Raw genomic sequence first — 17,684 nt, forward strand, 5'->3', positions numbered from 1 at the left:
GGACGGGTGAGCCAGCCCTACGCCGACTTCGTGCGGGAGTTCGAGTCGCTTCTCGAGCGGGCCGTGCGCCTGCCGCGCGGGGGCCTGCGCCCCGCGCCCCGTCCCGCGCCGAAGCCGGACGCTCCCCTGGCGCTCATCCTCGCGCCGCATCCCGACGACGAGTGCATCGTCGGCGCCCTGCCCCTGCGCCTCCAGCGCGAGGGAGGTTGGCGCGTCGCCGTCGCGCCGGTCACCTTGGGCTCGCGCCCGGAGCGCCGGGAGGCGCGCCTGGCCGAGTTCCGCGACGCCTGCGCCTTCCTCGGCTGGGACGCTCTGTCCCTGCAGGACGGCGGCCTGGCCGACCTCCTGCGCCGCGAGAGCCCTCGTCTCGTGCTGATCCCGCACGCCGAGGACGCGAACTCCACTCACCGCCGCGTCCACGGCCTCGCCGTGTCGGCGATGCGCTCGCTCGGGTCGGGCTTCCGATGCGCCGTCGCGGAGACCGAGTACTGGTCGACCATGCCCGACCCGAACCTGATGGTCGAGACGCCGGCCGAGGCCGCGGGCGACCTCGTCGCCGCGCTCTCGTTCCATAAGGGCGAGATCGAGCGCAACCCCTACCACGTCCTCCTGCCGTGCTGGCTCGCCGACGGCGCGCGCCGCGGCGCGGAGCTCGTCGGCGGCCAGGGCGCGTCCGCGCCCGCATTCCGGCTCGCCGCGCTCTACCGCCTCTCGGCGTGGAACGGCTCCGCGCTCGCGCGCGCGGCGGGTCCGGGCCGCGTCGCGGCCGCCGGCGCGGACCTCGCGGTCATCGTCGGCCCGTGAGGACGAAGCCCAGCACCGCCCCGTAGAGCGTGCTGACGTAGGGGTTCGACGTCAGCGGGCAGGTCCCCGTGACGCAGCCCACGAAGCGGTAGTAGGCGTAGCCGGCGATGGCTCCGAGCAAGGCGCCCCAGGCCTCCTGGGGCAGGGCGGCGAAAAGCATCTTCATCGGGGGCCTCTCACAGGATCCGGTCGATGTGCGACTTCAGCGCCGCCTTAGGCATCACGCCCGTGGCGCGGTCCACCAGCGCGCCGCCCTTGAAGAACATCATCGTCGGGATCGCCGAGATGCCGAGTGCCTCGGTCGCCGCCGGGTTCTCGTCGGTGTTGAGTTTGCCGATCTTGACCCGGCCCTCGTATTCGGCGGCCAGCTCCTCGACGATCGGGCCGAGCATCCGGCACGGCCCGCACCAGGGCGCCCAGAAGTCGACGACGACGGGGATCGGGCTGTTGAGGACCTCCGTCTTGAAGTTCGCGTCCGTGATCTCGATATGGCTCATGTGCGCACCTCCTCTCTCCTGTTTGGATGCGCGCCGGTCGAAAAGGATTCGCGAAGAAAACCCTAGGGCGGGCTGGCGATCCGGCCGTCGTGGACCTCGAAGATCCGGTCGAAGCCCTCGACCATGCGGCGGTCGTGGGTGACGACGAGGATCGCGGAGCGGTTCTCCACCGCGAGCTTCTTGAGGAGAGCCATCACATTCCGCCCGTTCTCGGTGTCGAGGGCGGCCGTCGGCTCATCGGCCAGGATCACCTTGGGGCGGTTGGCGAGCGCGCGGGCGATGGCCACCCGCTGGCACTCCCCGCCGGACAGGGCCGAGGGGTGGTTGCTCAGGCGATGCCCCAGGTTCAGGGCTTCGAGCAGCGCGGTCGCCCGCTCCTTGGCCGCGCGCTGCGGCACGCCGTTGATCTGCAGGGCGATCATCACGTTCTCGAGGGCGGTGAGGAAGGGGATGAGGTTGTGCGCCTGGAAGATGAAGCCGAGCTTCTCGCGGCGGATCTTCTTGAGGTCGATCCCCGGCCGCCAGCCATCCTCGGCCACGGTCATGCCGTCGATGACGACCTTCCCGCGGGTGGGCTCGTTGATCAGTCCGATGGCGGTCAGAAGGGTCGTCTTTCCCGACCCGGAGGGTCCGAGGATGGCGACGAGCTCGCCGGGCTCGACCCGCAGCGACGCGTCCTCGATGGCGCGCACCGCGGTATGCCCCTGGCCGTAGATCTTCGTCAGCTTCTCGACTTCGACCGCGTACATGGGATTCCCTCAGCCTCCGAGCGCCTCGGCCGGCTCGACCTTGAGCGCCTTGCGGATGCCGGCGAAGCTCGCCAGCGCGCAGATGGCCATGATGACGACGAAGAGCAGCCGCAGATCGAAGGGCTCCAGCACGACGCGGCGCGGGAACTTCTCGTAGGTCAGCGCGATCAGGAGCCAGCCGAGCCCGTAGGCGATGAGCCCCATCATCAGCGACTGCTGGAGGATCATGCCGACGATCAGCGAATCGGGGGAGCCGATCAGCTTGAGCGTGGCGATGACCCGGATCTTGTCGAGGGTCGAGGTGTAGATGATCAGCGAGATGATCACGGCCGAGATCACGAGCAGGATGACGCGGAACAGGCCGAGCTGCATGCGCGCCTTCTCGATCATCCCCTTGGTGATGATCCGGTTCTGCTCGTCGTCGGTGACGGCGCGGAAATGGCTCCAGCGGCCGATGCGCGCCGCGACCTCCGCGGGATCGGCGCCCGGCGCGAGGCGCGCGATCACGGCGTTGACGACGTGCGTCGACGGGGCTCCGGCCGCGCCGAGCCCGGCGGCGGCGCGCCGCCGCTCGTTGCGGATCGCGTCGTTGTCGCTCTTGAACTGGATGTCCTGGGCGTCGGGAAGGCTCACGAAGGCGGCGGGATCGCCGCCGGAGGAGACGATCTTGCCGGTGACGCCGACCACGGTATACTCGTGGAGGCCGAGCCGGAGGGTTTCGCCGACCTCCAGGTTCATGCCCTGCCCGGCCACCAGCTCGTAGCGCTTGCGGCGGATCGGGCGTCCGGCGACGATCTCCGTCGGACCTCCGAAGGAGCCCAGGTCGTAGCCGACGAGGAAGAAACGGAACGGCTTCCCGTGACGGTCGAACTGGATCGTCTGGAACGAGAGGGGCGCGGCCTCGAGCACGCCGGGAACGGCGGCGACGCGGTAGCGGACGTCCTCCGGTATGCGGGACACCGCGGCGAAGGGGCCGTTCGTGTCCTGCTGCACCACCCAGAGGTCCGCCTCGGCGGCGCGGCTGAAGGAGAGGGCGTCCGCCACCAGGCCCCGGTAGATCCCGCCCATGCTCATCACCACGCCGACGAGGAGGCCCAGGCCGACGGACGTGAGCGCGAACCGCGCCCGATGATAGTCGACGTCGCGCAGGGCGAGGTTCATCGGGCCGCCCGGACCTTCATCCCGCTCGACAGCTTGCCGAGCACGGGAGGCGCGGCGAGGGCGACGCGGTCGCCGTCCGCGAGGCCCGAGACGATCTCCGTGAAGCCCCGGCCGTCCTCGGCGCCCGCGACGACCGGGCGGAACTCCAGGCGCTTGCCGGCGATGACCCAGACGCCGCGGCTCGAGCCCCGGGAGACGACCGCGGCCGAAGGCAAAGAAGGCGCGTTCGTCCGGGTCTCGTCGGTGATGAGGACGTCGGCCTGCTCGCCGAGGTGGAAGTCCTTGAGCGGGGGGGTGAACGCGACGTCGACGACGAGCTCCTCGGTCACGCGGTCGCTCTCGCGCCCCACCCGGACGACCTCGCCCGGGAACGCCGCGCCGGGCGCGGAGCGCAGGCTGATGACCGCCTTCCGGCCCACGGCGACCCCGCGCAGCAGGGATTCGTCCACGTTGGCCTTCACCCACACGGTCCTCGCGTCGACGAGGCTGAAGATGGCCTGTCCCGGGGTGACGATCGCTCCCTTCTCTAGATGGCGCGAGATGATCAGCCCGTCCTCGGGAGCGGCGATGAGCGTGTCGTCGAGCCGGGCGCGCGCCGCGGCCTCCTCCGCCGCGGCCACCCGGTCGGCCGTCTCGTACTGCTCGGCCTCCAGACGGGAGACCAGGTCCTTGTCCGCGAGGCTCCGGTAGCGCCGGGCGTTGCGGCTCGCCAGCTCGAGGGTCGCGCGGGCCTTGCGCAGCTGCCCGGCGAGGTCGTCGTTCTCCAGCCTCGCCAGGAGACGGCCGCGCTTGACCCGGTCCCCCTGGTCGGCGTAAAGCTCGACGATCCGGCCGGTGAGCTTGCTGGACACGCCCACGACCACCTTGGCCTCCACGGTGCCGTTGCCGTAGACCTGGGCCGTGAGGTCGCGCTTCTCGAGCCGGACCTCCTTGACCTTCGGCGCGGAGAAAAAGGCCGCCTTCAGCAGGACGAGCAGGGCCAAAGCGCCCGCCGACGCGATCGCCGTCTTTCGTTTCGAGTCCATAGTCACTCCTTCCCGAGCGCGCGCTCGAGCCGGGCTCGCGCGATCATGGCGTCATAGGTCGCCTGGATGCGGGCCGTTTCCGCGTCGATGGCCGAGGACTGGGCGTCGGTCACCTCGATGATGCTCCCGACTCCCTCCCGGTAGCGCGCGCCCGCCAGAGTCCGGCTCTCCCGGGCGGCTTCCTCCTGCTTCCCGGCCGACTCGACGCGCGCGGCCGCCTCGCGGACGGCGAGCCACGCGGCGTCGGCTCGCTTCCCGACGGCGAGCGCCGTGTCCTCCCGCTCGGCCGCGACCGCCCGCAGGGCCGCGTCGGCCTCCCGGGCCTTCTCGCGCGTGGAGAATCCGCTGAACACGGGGACGGAGAGGCCGATCCCGGCGCTCCAGACGTTCCCGTGAGGGGGGAACGTGCCGTCCGCCCGGCCCGCGCTCGCCGCGCCGGAGAGGACGGGGAGGTAGTCGCTTCGCGCGGCGCTCGCGTCCGCCCGGGCGGCGCCCAGCAGGGAATCGAGCCGCCGGACGTCCGCGCTGCCGGCCAGGGCGAGCCGCCGCGCCTCCTCCCGGTCCGGGACCTCCGCGAGAGCCGCCGCGGGCTCGGCGAGGGCGCGCGTCTCGGAGCCCGGCCTTCCCATCGAGCCGGCGAGCTCGACGCGCGCGAGGTCCCGGTTGTTCTCCGCCCGGATGAGCGCGGCCCGCGCGGCGTGGAGCTCGGCCTCCGCCCGGCTGACGTCGAGCTTCGAGCGGACGCCCTCGTCGAAGTACCCCCGGGCCTGCCGGAAGACCTCCTCCTTCGCCGCCGCCGCCTCGCGCTCGGCGGCGACTTGACGCTCGGCGGCCAGGACGAGGTAGTAGGCCTCCCGGACCCGGAGCGCGGCGTCCTGGCGGGCGGCCGCGCGGGCCTGCTCGGCCGCGGCGCGATTGAGCCGCGCCGCCTTCGCCGCGCCCGAGGTCCGGCCGAAATCGTAGAGGGTCTGCTTCAACTGCGCCGACGCGGAGTGGACCTCCGTCTCCTTCAGCGAGCCGGAGCCCAGGATCGGATAGAACGCGCGGCTCCGGGTCCAATCGGCGGCGATGGAGATCTGAGGATAGTAGGCGGCGTAGGCCCGCGCGCCGCGCGCCGCCGCGGCGTCAGCCTCCGCTCTCGCCGCGACCGCCCGCGGGTGATCCTCGAGCCCGGCGGCGACCGCCTCCTCCAGCGTGAGGACACCCGCCGCGCGCACGGCCGCGGCGGGCAGAGCCAGGAGGAGGAGGAGTGCCAGATTCATGTCCGTTCCCGCGTCAGGGCGGAGAGGGCCAGGTCCACCCGGATCGCGATGGACTTATCGGAACTGAAGAGCGGGAAGAGCGCGGCCGGCGCCAGGCCGAAGGGTTTTTTCGCGGAGGACCTCTCGATGACGCCCATGGCCACGTTGGGCATGGCCGCGGCGCCCAGGAGGAACGACATGGCGAGGGGCAGCGGGATGTCCTTGAGCTCGCCCCGGCGCTGGCATTCCTTGACCAAGCCGGCGATGATCTCCATGTGGCGGGGGATGTTGGCCTTGGCGAACTCCGTGGCCACCGCGTCGCCTTCCATCACGTCCCGGACTATGGCCAGGATGATCTTGCGGTTGTCCCGGGCGAAGCGCGCGAGCGCGGCGAGGGCGCCGCGCAGGCGCTCCTTGGGCGGGGCGTCGAGGCCCGTCTCCATGCTGAAGCCGCGGAAGAACTCCTCGTAGATCTCGGTCAGGACCCGGCGCGCGAACTCGCGCTTGCTGCCGAAGTGATAGTGGAACATGCCGAGATTGACCTTGGCCGCGGCGGCCACGCGGCGGAGCGTCAGGCCGGAGACGCCGGTCTCGGGGAGGAGCTTGCGGCCGGCCTGGATGAGGAGCGTGTCGGTGCTGCGGGACGGTCTGGGCATGCGGCCTCCGTATTATACGGCTGTATAATTATACACCCGTATAACAACGGCGTCAAGACCCGCGTCCCGCGGCGGACGGCTCCGCCGCGGGGGCGAGCGCCGGCTGCAGCTCCAGCGTGATCCAGTAGAGCAGGACCCAGCTCACGCGCCTGCGGTACTCCGCGTCGTAGAGCGGGCTGTAGGCGTCCTCGCCGTAGAAGAACATCCACGAGTCGCAGGCGTAGTACAGGACGCGATGGACGACGTGAGGATCGAGCAGGAGGAGCAGGGCCGCGTAGCCGAGCTTGCGCGGGGTCAGGCGGAAGGACACCGCCTGGAAGTGCCGGCGGTCGCGCACGCCGGTGAGGCGGTAATCCTCGGTGCGGTCCTCGACGCTGCGGACGCCGAACCACCGGCGGCACTGCGCCAGCGGCCCCTCGTCGACGAAGGGGTAATAGCCCGAGTACATCTTGTCCATGAAGTAGGCGTGCCAATAGAACTTCCAGTCCCGCGGCTTGCGGGTCTGGTGCAGGCAGGACAGGAAGACGCGCCGGGCCGGCGAGGCCTCATTGAGGAGGCGGGCGGCGAACAGGCACATGTCGGAGTAGATCCTGTTCTGCTTCTCGAGGTCGTTGCGGTCCTCCATGCTGACGTAATGCTCGACGGTGTCCATGAAGGTGACGGCGTCGAAGCGGCCGTACAGGCGCCGCTGGAGAGCCGGGTCCGTGAGGATATCCTTCCAGTTCGTCGCGTGCACCTCGAGGCCGTATTCGCGGCGGGCGTACTCGGCCTGCTCCGGCGTCATGTTGATGCCCACGGCCTCGCAGCCGAGCTCGTCGCGGCAGTAGCGCAGCCAGTCGCCGTAGCCGCAGCCCACGTCGCACACCGCCATCCCCCTTCTCAGGCCGAGCTTGCGCGCCATGTGCTCGTATTTCGCGCGCTGGGAAAGCCCGCCGTCGACGACGAGGTTGAAGCCGAGGTCCCGGCCGCTGCCGGCGGTCCCGTCGTACATGTTGTGGATCCACTGATAGCTGCGCCGCACGCGCAGCTGGGAGTCGAACAGCAGGGAGCGGCCGAAGACCCAGAAGAGGATATCGTCCAAGGCGAGGGCCGCCGGCGCGAACAGCGCGCCCCAAGGCCCGAGCGTCCAGGCCAGGCCGCCCGCGGCGGCGAGCAGCCCCCACCAAACGACGGTGTTCCGGTCGACGGCGACGAGCATCGCGGCGGAGCGCGTGTTGTCCTTGGTCATGGAGGGACGCGCCGCAACGCTGCGGCCAAGGCGGGCGCGCCGTGGCCGGATTGATGCGATCGTCAAAAAAAGGAGACCGGACGAAGACGGCGGACGAGGGAGGGCGGCGACCATGGCGAAGACGACGACGAGACCGGCACCCGTGAGCATCCCCGCGCGGGGCGTGGAGGTGAAGGGGGACCTGGTCGTGCCGGCGGACGCGACGGGCGTCGTGCTGTTCGCGCACGGCAGCGGGAGCAGCCGTCTGAGCCCGCGCAACCGCTTCGTGGCGGAGGCGCTGAACCGGCGCGGCCTGGCCACCTTGCTCGCCGACCTGCTGACCGCGTCCGAGGAGGAGGCCGACGCCGCGACGGCCGAGCTGCGCTTCGACATCCCGTTCCTGGCCGGGCGCCTCGACGCGGTCTCGAGCTGGCTGCGGGACCGCCCGGAGACCCGGGGGCTCCCTTTAGGCTACTTCGGCGCCAGCACCGGGGCGGCGGCCGCGCTCCTGGCCGCGGCGGCCCGCCCCTCGGAGGTCTTCGCCGTGGTGTCGCGAGGCGGCCGGCCCGACCTGGCCGTCGAGGCGCTCGCGCTGGTCAAGGCCCCGACCTTGCTGCTCGTCGGCGGCGAGGACCGCGAGGTCCTCGCGATGAACGAGGTCGCCGCGAGCCTGATGACGGCGGAGCGGCGCCTCGAGGTCGTGCCGGGCGCGACGCATCTCTTCGAGGAGCGCGGGGCGCTGGAGTCGGTCGCGCGCCTGGCCGGCGACTGGTTCCTCGCGCATCTCCCGGGGGTCGTATCGTTGCGTCCGAGAAGGGCATGAACCGCTTCCCGCCGAGACGCATACTCGTGGCCGCGGACCTGTCGGCGCCGTCGCTGTCCGCGGTCGGCGCCGCGCGCTCCCTGGCGCTGCGCTGGGGCGCGGCGCTCGAGATCGTGCACGTCCAGCACCCTCCGGTGCTCGCGGGCTGGGTCGGCCTCGCCGGCATGCCGGGGAGCGTCTCGACCGCGGCGGTGGAGCCGCGCCGCAAGGTGGAGGAGCGCCTGCGCCGCGCGGCGGCCGGGTTCCCCGAGGAGCGGCTCAAGCTCCGGACGGTGCACGGGTGGCCGACGGCGGCGATCATGGAGCTGGCGCGCCCGGAACGCGCGGACCTGATGGTCATGGGCACGCACGGCCACGCCGGCCTCGACCGGCTGCTCGCGGGCTCGGTCGCGGAGGCGGTCATACGGCGCGCGCACATCCCCGTGCTCGTGGTGCCGGAGAGGAGGAGCGTCGCGGGGGGCGGGCGCGTGCTGGCTCCGTGGAACGGGCGCCCTTACGCGACGCGGGCGCTGCGCTGGGCGCGGGAGGTCGCGCGCGGCCTCGGCTCGGCCCTGGACGTGCTCCACGTCGACGAGGGCGGACGGCCCCTCGGCGGGAACGCGGCGCTGGGGCGGCGGCTCCTGTCGTCGCTGGGCACGGGCCCGGATTGGACCATGATCGAGCGCTCCGGCGACGCGCGGGCGCGCATCGTCGCAGAGGCGAACTCCGGACGCTATGAGCTGGTGGTCCTGTCCGCCCACCGCCGCGCCTTCGCCTCGGACTTCGTGCTCGGCTCGACGGCGGAGCGCGTGCTGCGTCACGCGGCGGTGCCCGTCCTGGCGGTGCCCTCGGGACGCGCGCGCGCGCGGCTCGTCCGGCGCCTGCGCGCGCGCGCCGGCGCCCGCCTCTACTAGCCGGAGGCCGTAGCGTTGCAACATTCATAATATTCCGCTTCAGGTGGACCAAGGAGATCAGACTATGGCGACGATGATGAGACGCAAGCACCAAAAGACGGCGATGCTGGCCGTCGAGTATCCGCGGCAGAGCGAGAAGATCACCTCCTCCGATTACACCGTCCGCGTGTTCGCGCCGGAGTCGGCGAAGAAGGTCGGCATCTCGATCGATCAGGGCCCCTGGAAGTCCTGCCGGTCCGCCGTCGGCTATTGGTGGTTCGACTGGACGGGCTACGAGAACGGCGAGCATCAGATCGTCGTCTCCATGGAGACCGCGGAAGGCACGCGGATCATCTCGGAGCCGCACGAGTTCTTCGTCGAGCGCGCGCCGAGCCTCATCGCGCGCTAGGAGGGCCCATGGCCATCGCGACGCCGGCGACCGGTCTCGTCAAGCGGTTCGACGAGATCGGCCTCGGCGACGTCGCCTCGGTGGGGGGCAAGAACGCGTCGCTGGGCGAGATGTACCGCGTCCTGTCCCCCCGGGGCGTGCCCGTGCCCGACGGGTTCGCGATCACCACCGACGCCTACCGCCGCTTCACCGGCTCCCTCGGGCTCAAGCGGCCCCGGGGGTCCGGCGAGGCGGCGCGCCGGGCGATCCTCTCCGCCGCGTTCCCGAAGGACCTCGAGGAGGCGATCGCGGCGGCGTACGCGCGCCTGGGCGGAGGCAGGGACGCGGCGGTCGCCGTGCGCAGCAGCGCTACCGCCGAGGACCTCCCTGACGCGAGCTTCGCGGGCCAGCAGGAGAGCTTCCTCAACGTGACGGGGCGCGCGGCCCTGCTGGACGCGTGCCGCCGCTGCTTCGCTTCCCTGTACACCGACCGGGCGATCTCGTATCGCGTCGACCAGGGCGTGGACGAGGACCGGATCGCCCTGTCGGTCGGGGTCCAGCTCATGGTGCGCTCCGACCTCGCCTCGTCCGGAGTGATGTTCACGCTCGACACCGAGACCGGCTTCCGCGAGGCGGTGCTCATCAACGCGGCTTACGGCCTGGGCGAGAGCATCGTCCAGGGCGCCGTCAACCCCGACGAGTTCATCGTCTTCAAGCCCGCGCTGAAGGCCGGCTTCCGCCCCATCATCCAGAAGACCGCGGGCAGCAAGAAGGTGAAGATCGTCTACGACGACGCTGGGACCAAGGCGGTGCCGGTGGCTCCGGCCGACGCCGCGCGCTTCGCCGTCGACGACGAGGAGATATTGACCTTGGCGCGCTGGGCCTGCATGATCGAGGACCACTACTCGCAGAAGAAGGGCGCGCCCTGCCCGATGGACATCGAATGGGCCAAGGACGGGGCGACGGGACGGCTGTACATCCTGCAGGCCCGGCCCGAGACGGTGCAGTCCCGCCTGCGCGCGGACGTGATGGAGACCTATCGCCTCGAGCGGCGGGGCGCGGTCCTGGCCGAGGGCCGCAGCGTGGGAGGGAAGATCGCCTGCGGAATGGCGCGCGTCATCATGGACGCGAGCCGCCTGGGCGAGCTGCGCGACGGCGAGGTGCTGGTCACCGACAAGACCGACCCGGATTGGGAGCCGATCATGAAGAAGGCCGCGGCGGTCGTGACGAACCGCGGGGGACGCACCTGCCACGCCGCCATCGTCAGCCGCGAGCTCGGCCTGCCGGCGGTGGTGGGCGCGGAGACGGCGACGGAGATGATCTCGGACGGGGACGAGGTCACGGTGAGCTGCGCCGAGGGCGAGGCGGGCTTCGTCTATGAAGGGAGGCTGCCCTTCGCCGTCGAGCGCGTCGAACTCAAGGGCCTCGCCAAGCCGAGGACCGACATCATGCTCAACGCGGCCGACCCCCGGGAGGCGTTCGGCCTCTCGCGCGTCCCGAACTCGGGCGTGGGGCTCGCCCGCATGGAGTTCATCATCACGAACTTCGTCCGCGTCCATCCGATGGCCCTGGTCCACCCCGAGCGCGTCGAGGACCCCGGGGAGCGCGCGGAGATCGCCCGCCTGACGTCCTTATATGAGGACAAGCCGTCCTATTTCGTCGACACGCTCGCCGAGGGCGCGGCGATGCTCGCGGCGGCCTTCCATCCGAAGGACGTGATCCTGCGCCTGAGCGACTTCAAGACCAACGAGTACGCCGGCCTGCTCGGGGGGGCGGCCTTCGAGCCGCGCGAGGAGAACCCGATGATCGGCTTCCGCGGGGCCTCGCGCTACTATCATCCGCGCTACCGCGAGGGCTTCGCCTTGGAGTGCCGCGCGGTGCGCAAGGTTCGCGAGACGATGGGGCTCAAGAACCTCAAGCTGATGATCCCCTTCTGCCGCACCGTGGAGGAGGGGCGCAAGGTCCTCGCCGAGATGGCGCGGCACGGGCTCGAGCGCGGCCGCGACGGCCTCGAGGTGTACGTGATGTGCGAGATCCCGAGCAACGTGATCCTCGCCGCGGAGTTCGCGAGGATCTTCGACGGCTTCTCGATCGGCTCCAACGACCTGACCCAGCTCGTGCTCGGCGTCGACCGCGACTCGGAGATCGTCGCGCCGATCTTCGACGAGCGCGACGAGGCCGTCAAGACGATGATCGCCCAGGTGATCGCCGCGGCCAAGGCCGCGGGCCGCAAGATCGGCATCTGCGGGCAGGCTCCGAGCGACTATCCCGACTTCGCCCAGTTCCTCGTCGAGCGGGGCATCGACAGCGTCTCCCTCGATCCCGACGCCGCGCTCAAGACGACTTTGGCGGTCCTGGAGATGGAAAGGAAGCTGGGCGTTCAAGCACCCGGCTCATAAGCGTCACCTCGCCTCAATTGTGACGAACGACATTACCTCCTAAAATCAGCAAGGGCAGTCCGATGCAAAGGGAGGTTGTGAATGCTGGTCCAGGATCTTCTGCGGAGGAGCGCCGCGCGGCTGCCGGACAAGACCGCGCTGGTCTGCGGCGAACGGCGCTTCACCTACGAGCGGCTCGACGCCATGTCGAACCGCCTGGCCAACGCCCTCCTCGCGCGAGGCGTGCGAAGGGGAGACCGGGTCGCGCTGTACCTCGACAACTCCCTCGAGGCCGTCGTCGCGATCTTCGCCGTCCTCAAGGCCGGGGCCGCGTTCGCCTCGATCGGCCGCGGGACCAAGCCGGACAAGCTCCTCGCCATCCTGAACGACTGCGCCGCGTCGGCGATCGTCCTGGACGTCGCCGCCCTGGGCCAGGGGCTCCTCGAGCGCCTGGCCGAGGAGGCGTCCTCGCTGCGCTGCGCCGTCGCCTGCGGGGGCGCCCCGCGTCCGGTGCATCCTCTGCTGGCCGATTTCGCCGAGATCCAGGCCACGGCTCCGGAGTCGGCGCCGGAGCCCGCGAGCATCGACCTCGACCTGGCCTGCCTCATCTACACGTCGGGGACCACGGGCGAGGCGAAAGGCGTCATGTGCGACCACGCCGGGATGATCTTCGTCGTCGAGGCGGTCGCGCGCTACCTTAAGAACTCGGAGCGGGACGTGGTCCTGAGCGTCCTGCCCCTGGCGTTCAGCTACGGCCTCTACCAGCTCCTCGCCATGGTCTGCTGCGGCGGGACTTTGGTGCTCGAGGAGTCGTTCGCGTTCCCCGACCTCGTGATGCGCAAGGCGGCGGCGGAACGGGTGACCGGCTTCGCCGCGGTGCCCTCGATCTACGCCCGGCTGCTGAGCATGGACCTGGGCGGCATCGACCTCTCGTCCCTGCGCTACCTCACCAACGCCGCGGCGGGGCTCCCGGTCGAGCAGGTCAAGCGGGTCCGGCTCCTCTTCCCCCGGACGGAGCTCTACCTGATGCACGGCCTCACCGAGACGGCCCGGACGATGTACCTGCCGCCGGAGCAGGTCGACGCGCGGCCGGGCTCGTCCGGACGGGCGCTCGAGGGCACCGAGCTCTGGCTCGAGGACGAGGACGGCGGACGGCTCGGCCCGGGAGAGGTGGGCGAGCTGATCGTGCGCGGCCGGCACGTGATGCGCGGCTACTGGGGCGCGCCGGAGGAGACCGCGCGGCGGTTCCGCGCCGGGCCGCTCCCGGGCGAGCGGGTGTGCTGCAGCGGCGACCTGTTCCGCATGGACGAAGCGGGCTATTTCTACTTCGTCAGCCGCAAGGACGACATCATCAAGAGCCTCGGCCGGAAGGTGGCGCCGCGCGAGACCGAGGACGTGCTGTACCGCCTTCCCGGCGTCCTGGAGGCGGCGGTCGTCGGCGTCCCGCACCCCGAGCTGGGCCAGGCGGTGAAGGCGTTCATCGTCGCGCCGGGCGCCGGCCTGCTCGAGGCCGCGGTGATCGCCCATTGCCGCAAGCACCTCGAGGACTTCATGGTCCCGCGCACGGTGGTGTTCGTCGCCGAGCTACCCAAGACGCCCTCGGGCAAGCTCCGGCGCAAGGACCTCGTCTGATGTGCGGCATCGCGGGCGTCTTCGACCGGTCGCGGCGGGAGCCGGCCGCCGAGGAGGGGCTGCGGCGGATGCTGGGCGCGCTGCGCCATCGCGGGCCCGACGAGTTCGGCGTCCTGATCGACCGCGAGGCGGGGCTCGGCAGCGCGCGCTTGAGCATCATCGACCTCGCCGGCGGCGGGCAGCCGATCGCCAACGAGGACGGCACCCTCTGGATCGTCTTCAACGGCGAGGTCTTCAACTACGTCGAGCTGCGCGCGGAGCTCGAAGCGCAGGGCCACCGTTTCCGGACGCGGACGGACACCGAGGTCGTGCTCCATCTGTACGAGCGGCACGGGCCGCGCTGCCTGGAGCGCCTGAACGGCCAGTTCGCCATCGCGATCTGGGACGCGAGACGGCGCCGCCTCTTCCTCGGCCGCGACCGCCTCGGCGTGCGGCCGTTGTTCTACGCCGAGACGCCCGGCGGGACCCTCCTGTTCGCCTCCGAGGTCAAATCCATCCTGAGCGACCCCCGCGCGCGGGCGGAGATCGACCCGGAGGTCGTCCGGCAGGTCTTCCTGTTCTGGGCCCCGACCGCGCCGCACACGGCGTTCAAGGGGGTCCTCGAGCTGCCTCCCGGGCATTTCCTGCTGGCGGACGAGCGCGGTCTTCGCGTCGAACGCTACTGGGAGAACGCCTTCCCCGAGGACGGGGGCGCCGCCGCGGCGGGGCGCCCGTTCGAGGAGGTCGTCGAGGAGTTCCGGGCGCTGCTGACCGACGCCTGCCGCATACGGCTGCGCGCCGACGTCCCGGTCGGCGCCTACCTCAGCGGCGGCCTCGATTCCTCGGCCATCGCCGCGATCGTGCGGCGGAGCACGACGAACCGTCTCGTGACCTTCTCCATCGCGTTCGACGACGCGCGCTTCGACGAGAGCTCGTATCAGCGGGAGATGGCGGCGCATCTGGGCACCGAGCATCACGTCGTCCAGGCGACGTACGAGGACATCGGCCGGGTCTTCCCCGAGGTGGTGTGGCACGCCGAGTCTCCGATGATGCGCACGGCCCCGGCCCCGATGTTCCTCCTCTCCCGGCTCGTGCGCGACCGGGGCTTCAAGGTGGTGCTGACCGGAGAGGGCTCGGACGAGTTCCTGGCCGGGTACGACATCTTCAAGGAGGCGAAGGTGCGCCGCTTCTGGGCGCGCGAGCCCCGCGGGAAGGGGCGGCCGATGCTGCTCAAGCGGCTCTATCCCGACATCGGAGGGCTCGGGGAGAGCCATCACGAGACGCTCGCCGCGTTCTTCGGGGAGGGGCTCGGCGACACGGAGTCCCCGTGGTACTCCCACGCGGTGCGCTGGCGCAACAACCTGCGCACCTGGCGCTTCCTCGCCGGCGAGGCCGCGGCGCAGCCGCACTTCGCCCGGCTCGCCGCCGCCCTGCCCCTTTCGTTCGGGCGCTGGGGGCCGCTGGCGCGGGCGCAGCATCTGGAGATCAGCATCTTCCTGTCGCACTACCTGCTCTCCTCCCAGGGCGACCGGATGGGGATGGCGAACTCCATCGAGGGACGCTTCCCGTTCCTCGACGTCCGGCTGACCGAGTTCTGCAACCGCCTCCCGCCGCGCCTCAAGATGCGCGTCCTGCGCGAGAAGCACCTGCTCAAGGCGGCCGCGGGCCCCTGGCTGCCCGCCCGGATCAGCGGCCGCCCCAAGCGGCCGTACCGGGCGCCGATCCACCGCAGCTTCTTCCACGCGGGCGCCCCGGACTACGTCCGCGAGCTCCTCGGCGAGAGGGCGCTGGCGGGCTCCGGCCTGTTCCGGCCCGCGGCGGTGGCGCGGCTGGTGGGAAAGATCGAGGCCGGGGCGCCGATCGGGGAGACGGACGACATGGCGGTGGCCGGGATCCTCTCGACGCAGCTGCTGCATCATCAGTTCGTGAAGAGCGCCCGGCGGACGTCCCCGCTGGGCGCGACGGACCCGGTGAAGGTCTGCCGGCTGAACGCCAACTAACCTGGAGGACACTATCATGACGCGCTTCAACCGGAACCAAGTGGACATCGACCCGGCCGCGGAGACGGCCCGCATCGTGGATTTCCTGCGGCGGAACGTCCGCCGGGAGATGAAGCGCAGGGGGGCCGTGGTGGGGATCAGCGGCGGCATCGACTCGGCCGTCGTGCTGGCCCTGTCCGTGCGCGCCTTCGGCGCGGGCAACGTCACCGCGGTGATGATGCCCGATCGCGATTCCGACTCCCTCAGCGAGAAGCTCGGGCGCGAGCTGGCCGCCGCCTACGGCGTCGAGCCGCTCCTGGAGGACATCACCAAGGCCCTGGACGGCTTCGACTGCTACCGGCGCCGGGACGACGCGATCCGCCGGGTCTGCCCGGGATACGACGCCGACGCGGGCTGGAAGGCCAAGATCGTCCTCCCTCAGGACCTCCTCGAGTCCGGCTCGTTCAACGTCTACTCCGTCACCGTCATCGCCCCGGACGGCCGGGAGGAGACCCTCCCGCTGGGGGCGCGCGAGATGCTGGAGATAGTCGCCGCGTCGAACCTCAAGCAGCGCTCGCGCATGAGCATGCTGTATTTCCACGCCGAGGCGCGGCAGTTCGCCGTGATCGGCACGTCGAACAAGAACGAGCACGCCCAGGGCTTCTTCGTCAAGCACGGGGACGGGGGGGTGGACATCCAGGCGATCGCGCATCTGTTCAAGACCCAGGTCTATCAGCTCGCGCGGCACCTCGGCGTGCCGGAGAGCATCCAGCGGCGCACGCCCACGACCGACACCTACAGCGCTCCCTGCGACCAGGCCGAGTTCTTCTTCCGGCTGCCTTTCTCGACCTTGGACCCGATCTGGTTCGCGCGGGAGAACGACGTCCCCGTGCCCGAGGTCGCGAGCGGCATGGGCCTGCCCGAGGTGCAGGTCCAGCGGGTCTTCGACGACATCGCGGGCAAGCAGCGAGCCACCGAGTACCTGCGGCTCAGCCCGCCGATCCTCGAGCCGGCCAAGACGGCCTACGCGTGAACGGAGGAGACATCAATGGATAAGAACGCGAACGATCAGCACATCGAGACGGCGATACGGGGCTTCATCGCGACCGATCTCCTGTACAGCGAGGAGGGCTTCACCTATTCCGACGACGTCTCCTTGATCCGCGAGCGGATCATCGATTCTCTCGGGGTCGTGGAGCTGGCGGCCTTCCTGTCCCGGCGCTTCGGCGTGCGCGTCGAGCAGTCGGAGGTCCGGCCGGAGAACTTCGACACGGTGACGCGGCTGGCGGCCTTCGTGCGCCTCAAGCAGGCCGCGGCGCGCCCCGAAACGCTCGCGGCGGCCTGAGAGGAGAGCCTTCATGGGAAAGAACCTGCTCAGCCCGGTCCGGGCCTCGCACCTGAGCCGGGCGCTGGGGCTCGAGCTCCTCGGCGAGGACCGCGAGATCCGGGAGCTGTGCGGCCTGGAGGCTCTCTCGGGCCACGGGCTGTCCTTCTCGCTGGACCGCAGCCCCGGGGCGGCCAGCTCCGGGACGGTCTTCGCCTCCGAGCCGTCGGCGTCGAGCTCCCTGACCGTCCTGCGCGCGGACAAGCCGAGGCTGGAGTTCATCCGCGCCCAGCACCTGCTCCAGGAGTCCCCGGGCTTCGAGGAGGACTCGGCGCCGCCCGACATCCATCCCACCGCGCGGATCGGCCTCCACGCGGTCATCGAGAGCGGGGTGCGCATCGGGGAGGGGACCCGCGTCGGCAGCCTGGCGGTGATCAAGAGCGGCACGCGCATCGGCCGCCGCTGCGACATCAAGTCGGGGGCCGTGATCGGGGAGTCCGGGTTCGGCTTCGAGCGCGACGGCGCCAACCGGGCGCTGCGCATGATCCACATCGGGCGGGTGGTCATCGGCGACCACGTGGAGATCGGGAGCCTGACGACCGTCTGCCGCGGGGCCCTGGGGGACACGGTCATCGAGGATCACGTCAAGATCGACGACCACTGCCACATCTCCCACAATTGCCGCATCGGCGAGGGCGCGATGATCACGGCCTGCGTAGCGGTCAGCGGCTCGGTCGCGATCGGCCGCGACGCCTGGCTCGCTCCGGGCTGCGCGCTCGTGCAGAAGTTATCCGTCGGCGCGGGCGCCTTCATCGGCATCGGCGCGGTGGTGACGCGCAGCGTCCCGGCCCGGGCCCGCGTCTTCGGCAACCCCGCGAAGCCCATTCCCGTGCTGGGCGCGCCCGCCGAGGGCCGCCGGCACGGGTCGCGGCGGAAGGACCGCTGACGGCACCGGCTCGTCCGCCGCCG

General features: G+C 71.1%; 18 protein-coding genes. 10 read left to right on the top strand and 8 right to left on the bottom strand.

Annotated features, from left to right (window positions below; genetic code table 11):
• Positions 1–6 precede the first annotated feature (6 nt).
• Entirely contained in the window at positions 7–804 is a 798-nt protein-coding gene (locus HYV14_01770; protein ID MBI2384718.1) for a PIG-L family deacetylase, read from the top strand.
• On the opposite strand, the gene HYV14_01775 is transcribed toward HYV14_01770, so the two are convergent.
• The 8 genes from HYV14_01775 to HYV14_01810 form a co-directional block, all read right to left on the bottom strand.
• The gene (locus HYV14_01775) at positions 788–964 is read right to left on the bottom strand and encodes a YtxH domain-containing protein (GenBank protein ID MBI2384719.1); all 177 of its coding nucleotides are present in this window, start codon (positions 962–964) and stop codon (positions 788–790) included. The two genes, HYV14_01770 and HYV14_01775, sit on opposite strands and share 17 nt — an antisense overlap.
• Before the next feature lie 16 nt (positions 965–980).
• Positions 981–1,301, bottom strand: coding sequence for a thioredoxin (gene trxA / locus HYV14_01780; protein ID MBI2384720.1), 321 nt, complete (start codon positions 1,299–1,301; stop codon positions 981–983).
• 62 nt (positions 1,302–1,363) lie between these two features.
• On the bottom strand, positions 1,364–2,050 hold the full coding sequence (locus tag HYV14_01785) for an ABC transporter ATP-binding protein (GenBank protein MBI2384721.1): 687 nt from the start codon (positions 2,048–2,050) through the stop codon (positions 1,364–1,366).
• A 9-nt stretch (positions 2,051–2,059) separates the two neighbouring features.
• On the bottom strand, positions 2,060–3,211 hold the full coding sequence (locus tag HYV14_01790) for an ABC transporter permease (protein MBI2384722.1): 1,152 nt from the start codon (positions 3,209–3,211) through the stop codon (positions 2,060–2,062).
• Positions 3,208–4,236: an efflux RND transporter periplasmic adaptor subunit gene (locus tag HYV14_01795; GenBank protein ID MBI2384723.1), complete on the bottom strand. Its 1,029-nt coding sequence runs from the start codon at positions 4,234–4,236 to the stop codon at positions 3,208–3,210. Before HYV14_01795 ends, HYV14_01790 begins: the two co-directional genes overlap by 4 nt.
• A 2-nt stretch (positions 4,237–4,238) precedes the next feature.
• On the bottom strand, positions 4,239–5,498 hold the full coding sequence (locus HYV14_01800) for a TolC family protein (GenBank protein ID MBI2384724.1): 1,260 nt from the start codon (positions 5,496–5,498) through the stop codon (positions 4,239–4,241).
• Entirely contained in the window at positions 5,495–6,133 is a 639-nt protein-coding gene (locus HYV14_01805) for a TetR/AcrR family transcriptional regulator (GenBank protein MBI2384725.1), read from the bottom strand. Before HYV14_01805 ends, HYV14_01800 begins: the two co-directional genes overlap by 4 nt.
• Before the next feature lie 52 nt (positions 6,134–6,185).
• The gene (locus HYV14_01810) at positions 6,186–7,361 is read right to left on the bottom strand and encodes a class I SAM-dependent methyltransferase (GenBank protein ID MBI2384726.1); all 1,176 of its coding nucleotides are present in this window, start codon (positions 7,359–7,361) and stop codon (positions 6,186–6,188) included.
• Between the two features lie 112 nt (positions 7,362–7,473).
• On the opposite strand from HYV14_01810, the gene HYV14_01815 reads away from it, so the two are divergent.
• The 9 genes from HYV14_01815 to HYV14_01855 all read left to right on the top strand — a co-directional run bounded on the left by HYV14_01815 (position 7,474) and on the right by HYV14_01855 (position 17,661).
• Entirely contained in the window at positions 7,474–8,163 is a 690-nt protein-coding gene (locus HYV14_01815) for a dienelactone hydrolase family protein (GenBank protein MBI2384727.1), read from the top strand.
• A complete protein-coding gene (locus HYV14_01820; protein ID MBI2384728.1) occupies positions 8,160–9,056 on the top strand; it encodes a universal stress protein in 897 nt (298 codons plus the stop codon). Before HYV14_01815 ends, HYV14_01820 begins: the two co-directional genes overlap by 4 nt.
• A gap of 64 nt (positions 9,057–9,120) precedes the next feature.
• Entirely contained in the window at positions 9,121–9,444 is a 324-nt protein-coding gene (locus tag HYV14_01825; GenBank protein MBI2384729.1) for a hypothetical protein, read from the top strand.
• A gap of 8 nt (positions 9,445–9,452) precedes the next feature.
• Positions 9,453–11,822, top strand: coding sequence for a phosphoenolpyruvate synthase (gene ppsA / locus HYV14_01830; GenBank protein ID MBI2384730.1), 2,370 nt, complete (start codon positions 9,453–9,455; stop codon positions 11,820–11,822).
• 81 nt (positions 11,823–11,903) lie between these two features.
• Positions 11,904–13,433, top strand: coding sequence for an AMP-binding protein (locus HYV14_01835; protein ID MBI2384731.1), 1,530 nt, complete (start codon positions 11,904–11,906; stop codon positions 13,431–13,433).
• Positions 13,433–15,412 carry an asparagine synthase (glutamine-hydrolyzing) gene (gene asnB / locus HYV14_01840; GenBank protein MBI2384732.1) on the top strand — a complete coding sequence of 660 codons (1,980 nt, stop codon included), beginning with the start codon at positions 13,433–13,435 and terminating at the stop codon, positions 15,410–15,412. Before HYV14_01835 ends, asnB begins: the two co-directional genes overlap by 1 nt.
• Positions 15,413–15,428: 16 nt before the next feature.
• Entirely contained in the window at positions 15,429–16,424 is a 996-nt protein-coding gene (gene nadE / locus HYV14_01845; protein ID MBI2384733.1) for an NAD(+) synthase, read from the top strand.
• Between the two features lie 15 nt (positions 16,425–16,439).
• The gene (locus HYV14_01850) at positions 16,440–16,736 is read left to right on the top strand and encodes an acyl carrier protein (protein ID MBI2384734.1); all 297 of its coding nucleotides are present in this window, start codon (positions 16,440–16,442) and stop codon (positions 16,734–16,736) included.
• A gap of 13 nt (positions 16,737–16,749) precedes the next feature.
• A complete protein-coding gene (locus HYV14_01855) occupies positions 16,750–17,661 on the top strand; it encodes a UDP-3-O-(3-hydroxymyristoyl)glucosamine N-acyltransferase (GenBank protein ID MBI2384735.1) in 912 nt (303 codons plus the stop codon).
• Positions 17,662–17,684 lie beyond the last annotated feature (23 nt).

The organism is Elusimicrobiota bacterium (assembly GCA_016182905.1).
GTDB lineage: Bacteria > Elusimicrobiota > Elusimicrobia > UBA1565 > UBA9628 > GWA2-66-18.